The 5007-nt window shown below is 69.6% G+C and carries 6 protein-coding genes and 1 pseudogene; 4 read left to right on the top strand and 3 right to left on the bottom strand.

Annotated elements, in window-relative coordinates:
- The 3 genes from AC2VNT_RS01490 to AC2VNT_RS01480 form a co-directional block, all read right to left on the bottom strand.
- A partial coding sequence (locus tag AC2VNT_RS01490) for an LLM class flavin-dependent oxidoreductase (RefSeq protein ID WP_486945174.1) occupies window positions 1-601 on the bottom strand: 601 nt, incomplete at its 3' end.
- A gap of 102 nt (window positions 602-703) precedes the next feature.
- Window positions 704-1429: a DUF4873 domain-containing protein gene (locus AC2VNT_RS01485; protein ID WP_486945173.1), complete on the bottom strand. Its 726-nt coding sequence runs from the start codon at window positions 1427-1429 to the stop codon at window positions 704-706.
- Window positions 1426-2331, bottom strand: coding sequence for an AurF N-oxygenase family protein (locus tag AC2VNT_RS01480; protein ID WP_486945172.1), 906 nt, complete (start codon window positions 2329-2331; stop codon window positions 1426-1428). Before AC2VNT_RS01480 ends, AC2VNT_RS01485 begins: the two co-directional genes overlap by 4 nt.
- Before the next feature lie 216 nt (window positions 2332-2547).
- Here AC2VNT_RS01480 and AC2VNT_RS01475 point away from each other — a divergent pair, with 216 nt between their 5' ends.
- The 4 genes and pseudogenes from AC2VNT_RS01475 to AC2VNT_RS01460 all read left to right on the top strand — a co-directional run.
- Window positions 2548-3726, top strand: coding sequence for an NAD(P)/FAD-dependent oxidoreductase (locus AC2VNT_RS01475; RefSeq protein WP_486945171.1), 1179 nt, complete (start codon window positions 2548-2550; stop codon window positions 3724-3726).
- 50 nt (window positions 3727-3776) lie between these two features.
- The gene (locus tag AC2VNT_RS01470; RefSeq protein WP_486945170.1) at window positions 3777-4181 is read left to right on the top strand and encodes a phage holin family protein; all 405 of its coding nucleotides are present in this window, start codon (window positions 3777-3779) and stop codon (window positions 4179-4181) included.
- An 18-nt stretch (window positions 4182-4199) separates the two neighbouring features.
- A pseudogene (locus AC2VNT_RS01465) lies at window positions 4200-4394 on the top strand (DNA-formamidopyrimidine glycosylase family protein); the annotation flags it as partial.
- Between the two features lie 201 nt (window positions 4395-4595).
- The coding region (locus AC2VNT_RS01460) for a zinc finger domain-containing protein (protein ID WP_486945175.1) at window positions 4596-5007 on the top strand (412 nt) is incomplete at its 3' end.

Raw genomic sequence — 5007 nt, 5'->3', positions numbered from 1 at the left:
CGCCGTGCATCCACCCGTCGGCCCGCGCGGCCCGCCGCAGGGCGGCGTCGGCGTGCCCGCCGACCAGGAGCGGGGCCGGCCGGGCGGGCGCCGGAGTCATCTTGGTCTTCGGGATGTCGTAGAACTCGCCGTGGAACTCGAAGTAGTCGCCGCTGGTCAGTCCGCGGATGATCTCGATGCACTCGTCCATCCGCTTGCCGCGCCGGGCGAACGGCACGCCCATCAGTTCGTAGTCCTCCGGCCACGGGCTGGTGCCCACCCCCAGACTGAGCCGGTCACCGATCAGCGCCGCCAGCGAGCCGGCCTGTTTGGCCACCAGCGCCGGCGGGCGGATCGGCAGTTTGAGCACGAACGGGGTGAACCGCAGCGTGGTCGTCACCGCACCCATCGCCGCGGCCAGCACGAACGTCTCGATGAACGGCTTGCCGTCCAGGAACTCGCGGCTGCCGTCCGGGGTGTAGGGGTATGTCGAATCCGACTCGAAGGGGTAGGCGATGCTGTCGGCGACCGTCATGCTGGTGTAGCCGGCCGCCTCGGCGGCCTGGGCCAACGGCAGGTAGAAGCCCGGGTCCGTCATCGCCTCGGCGTAGGTGAACCGCACGGTTTTCTCCTCAACTGACAGTGATGCCGGCCCCGGCACCGAGGCTGCGGTCACGGCGTGCTGCTGCGCCGCGGAGCGGCCGCCGGTGCCGGTTCGGCGCCGTCAGTGCAGGCTCGGTGGCATGCTGATTTCGACGTCTTCCAGCGGGAATGGCGGGTATCCGGCGGCCCCGATCACGGCCAGCGTACCCCAGGGGGTCTGTTCGGAGATCCGACCGGCCGCGGTGTGCTCGCCGATCCGGACGTCGACCCTGGCGCCGACCAGACGCTGGTCGGCCAGCTCCGGGTACAGCGTTCCCTGCCAGTGGTATCGGCCGTCGATCGGATCGAAGTGGCCGGTCAGCCGGGCCCGGGACGGATACTCGGTTCCGTGGTGCACCAGCACCGCGGAACCGTCGTAGATCTCGTCGTCGACGCCCACCGAGCCGGACAGGTAGAACCGGGACAGCCCCCGGCTGGGCAGCCGCCGGTGCACCCGCAGCTGGGACCGCGCTTCGATGCGGGTGGACCCGCCGTGGCGCATCCCGGCGACCACCCCGGCGGCATAGCGAGCCTGCCGTTTGGTGTGCGGACCGGGGATCCGGAAGTAGTTGGGGGTGCCGTGTCCGGCGACCGTCTCGTCGGCGGACGGGGTGGTGTCGACCACGATCCGGCCGGTCAGCGACGCCCCGTCGCCGGTGGTCACCATCCAGCTGTCGGTGGCGTTGTCGAAGTGTTTCGCGGTCACCGACCCGACGACCACGCCGTCACTGAATCGGCCGTGGGTCCGGCCCGGATCGCCGACGACGATGAGGTCGACGAGCCCGCTGTCGGCGCCGCGGTCGGTCACAGGAAGCTGGCCCGCCGCCACATCCGGCGACCCAGCCGGCCCATCAGGCCGACCTCCTCGAAGAACGCCGCCAACGGGGCGAACGCCGACCGGCAGCGGGCGTGGAAGTGCGGGTTCGCCCGGGCCACCCGCCGGGTCTCCTTGCCGTCCAGGCCCATCCGCCGGTAGACCGGAGGAAGGGTGAACAGGTGGCGATAGAACGGGCCGCCGACGCCGTGCAGGTTGGCCAGCAACACCCGCCGGTACCGGGGCATCGCCGGAACCTGCTGGCGCAGCCCGTCGCGGGCGAACTGGATGTGCCGGGCCTCTTCGGTGACGTGAATCCGCATCAGCCGCTTGACGATCGGCTGTAGGTCGTCGTCATCGAGGATCTGCCGTTGCAGCGCGTCGAAGATCTCCTCGCCGACCAGCGCGGCGCCCCACAGTACGCTGCCGCGGAACACGAACGGCAGCGCGTTGATGGCGATCCGTTGGTACAGCTTGGGTCGCACCGGCACCCCGCCGATCCGGTCGATGGCCTTGCCGAACATCAGCATGTGCCGGGTCTCGTCGCCCAGTTCGGTCAGCTTGTACTGGGTGGACTTGGCGGTAGGGTTCTGGTGCATCATGTCGCGCAACAGGGCCTGGTTGAGGATGTTCTCGAACCAGATGCCGGCCGACAACACGTTGACCAGCTCCTGCCGGGTCAGCTCGATCCGTTGCTCGCGGGTCATCGACTCCCACACCGGCGTGCCGTACAGCGTGCACATCTTCGGCGGCAGGTAGAACTTGTCCGGATCCAGCGGCGCGTCCCAGTCGATGTCCACGACCGGGGCGTACGACTTCTTCACCGAGCCGTTGAGCAGGCGTTCGGCGAACTCCTCGCGGGTCACCCCGCCTCGTCGCACTGCGGCTGTCGTCATCGCGGACATCCCTTCGCTACCGATGTGTTTCAAAAACTAGGTAGAAACCGTCCAAGAAGTCAATACCCACGGTACCGGATACTTGGGCATCGCGTCCGCGCTGTCGGGGTTTTTGCGCAGCCGTCATATCCGCAGGTCATGAAGGCAATTCGGCGGGAATCCGCAGGTCGGCTACCATCGGTGCGGCCCGATCCGCAACGAGGGGACGACACCGACGTGGCAGAGCGATACGACGTGGCGGTCGTGGGGGCCGGACCTGCGGGTTCGGCCGCCGCCTGGCAGGCCGTGCAGACCGGGGCCCGGGTGGTGCTGCTGGACAAGGCCGAGTTCCCGCGGGACAAGCCGTGCGGCGACGGACTGACCCCGCGCGCGGTCAGCTTCATCCAGCGGATGGGCCTGGCCGACCAGGTCGCCGCCTTCCACCGGGTGAACCGGGCCAAGATATTCAGCCCGAGTGAGTGGCAGCTGCCGTTCCCGCGCCGGCCCGGCATGCCCGACCACGGGCACACCGCGCGCCGCCACGAGCTGGATACCATGCTGCTCAAGCAGGCCGAGTCGGCCGGGGCCGAGGTGCGCCAGGGCGCCGAGGCGGCTGGGCCGATCGTCGACGACAGCGGCCGGGTCACCGGGGTGCGGCTCAAGGGCGGCGAACAGGTGCACGCCGATGCGGTGATCGCCGCCGACGGCGCCTACTCGCCGGTCAAGCGGGGGCTGAACCTGACGTCGCGCTACAACGGCTACTCGGCGATCGCGATCCGCGCCGAGATGCCGGCGAAGTGCCCGGACTCCGACTCGCTGGACATCCATCTCAAGCTGACGTTCCGCGGCGACCAGCTACCCGGCTACGGCTGGGTGTTCCCGCTCGGCGACGGCCGGGTCAACATCGGGCTCGGCTACGTCAACAGCTACAAGAACTGGCAGCAGATCAACGTCACCGAGCTGCTTGGCGAGTTCGTGGCCACCCTGCCGGCCGAGTGGGAGCTGCCACCGGTGGACAAGCTCAAGGAGGCCCGCGAGGTGCGGGCCTGGCGGCTGCCGATGGGATTCACCGCCTGGCCGCCGTGGCGCCCGGGGATCCTGTTCGCCGGCGACGCACTGGGCGCCGCGCGTCCGGCGTCCGGCGCCGGCATCTCCAAAGCGCTGCAGTCCGGGCTGACCGCCGGCGAGTGCGCCGTCGCCGCGCTGACCAACGGCGGCCCCGACGACTTCACCAATTACGGCCAGCGGATCCAGGCCGCGTGGGGCCGCGAGTATCGCCGCGGCCGGTTGTTCCATCGGCTGGTCGGCATCCCGGCGGTCACCAACGCCGGGCTCAAGGTGCTGGACGCGGTGAACCACCCGTGGTTCAGGTCCCGGGCGCTGTTCTGGGAGGGCTGGGGCACCCCGGCCCGCTGAACCTGGCGAACCGGGGATTATCGGCGCCTCCGGTGGCAGAATCTCTTGTCATGCGGTCATTTCTGCTGCGTGCGGCCTTCACCGGGCTGGCCCTGTGGGTGGTCACCTTGATCATGCCGGGCCGGGTCTATTTCGTCGGCGGTGACACCGCCGTGCAGCGGATCGGCATCATCTTCGCCGTCGCGGTGATCTTCGGGCTGGTCAACGCGTTCATCAAGCCGGCTGTGCAGATCTTGTCGATCCCGCTCTACGTCGTCACGCTCGGGCTGTTCCACATCGTGGTCAACGCGTTGATGCTGATGATCACCGTCTGGATCACCCGGCACACCACCCACTGGGGGCTGGAGATCAAAGACTTCTGGTGGGACGCGATCTTCGCGGCAATCGTGCTCTCCGTGGTCAGCTGGTTCCTCTCGCTGGTGCTGCGCGACGCCCGGCGGGTGACCCGCGGCTGACCGGGCTCGTCCAACGCCGTGCCCGAACTGCCGGAAGTCGAAGCGCTGGTGGATCATCTGCGCCGGCACGCGGTCGGCAGCACCATCGGCCGGGTCGACGTCACGTCGCCGTCGGCGCTGAAGACCGTCGACCCGCCGGTGGGCGCGCTGCACGGACGGGTGGTCACCAGCGCCCAGCGGTGGGGCAAATACCTCGGCCTGGGTGCCGGCGGCCTGTTCCTGATCGCCCACCTGTCTCGGGCCGGCTGGCTTCGCTGGTCGGAGCCGCTGGCCGCGGCGTCACCCCGGCCGGGCAAGAGCCCGATCGCGCTGCGGGTGCACCTCGGCTCCCCGGGGACCGCGCCCGGTTTCGACCTCACCGAGGCCGGCACCCAGAAACGGCTGGCGGTCTGGCTGGTCGAGGACCCCGTCACGGTGCCCGGCATCGCCGCGCTCGGACCGGATGCGCTACAGCTCACCGTCGACCAGTTGGCGGAGTTGTTGGCGCGCAACACCGGCCGGATCAAAACCGTGCTCACCGATCAGAAGGTGATCGCCGGGATCGGCAACGCCTACAGCGACGAGATTCTGCACACCGCCAAGATCTCTCCGTTCGCCACCGCCGCGAAGCTCTCCGCCGGCCAAGTCGCCGCCCTGCACGACGCGACGGTCACCATCCTCACCGACGCGGTCGCCCGCTCTGTCGGCCAGCACGCGGCCACCCTCAAGGGCGAGAAGCGGTCCGGGCTGCGGGTGCACGACCGCACCGGGCTGCCGTGCCCGGTCTGCGGCGACACCGTCCGCGAGGTGTCCTTCGCCGAGCGGTCGTTTCAGTATTGTCCGACCT

The sequence above is a fragment of the Mycobacterium sp. TH-M15 genome (assembly GCF_057473705.1).
The sequence above is the reverse complement of the archived record's forward strand: the minus strand, read 5'-3'. Positions and strand labels throughout refer to the sequence as shown.

What these genes read in the sequence shown, in the direction of transcription:
- AC2VNT_RS01470 (WP_486945170.1), top strand. Translation starts at nt 3,777, where the DNA reads ATGCGGTCATTTCTGCTGCGTGCGGCCTTCACCGGGCTGGCCCTGTGG.
- AC2VNT_RS01480 (WP_486945172.1), bottom strand. Translation starts at nt 2,331, where the DNA reads ATGACGACAGCCGCAGTGCGACGAGGCGGGGTGACCCGCGAGGAGTTC.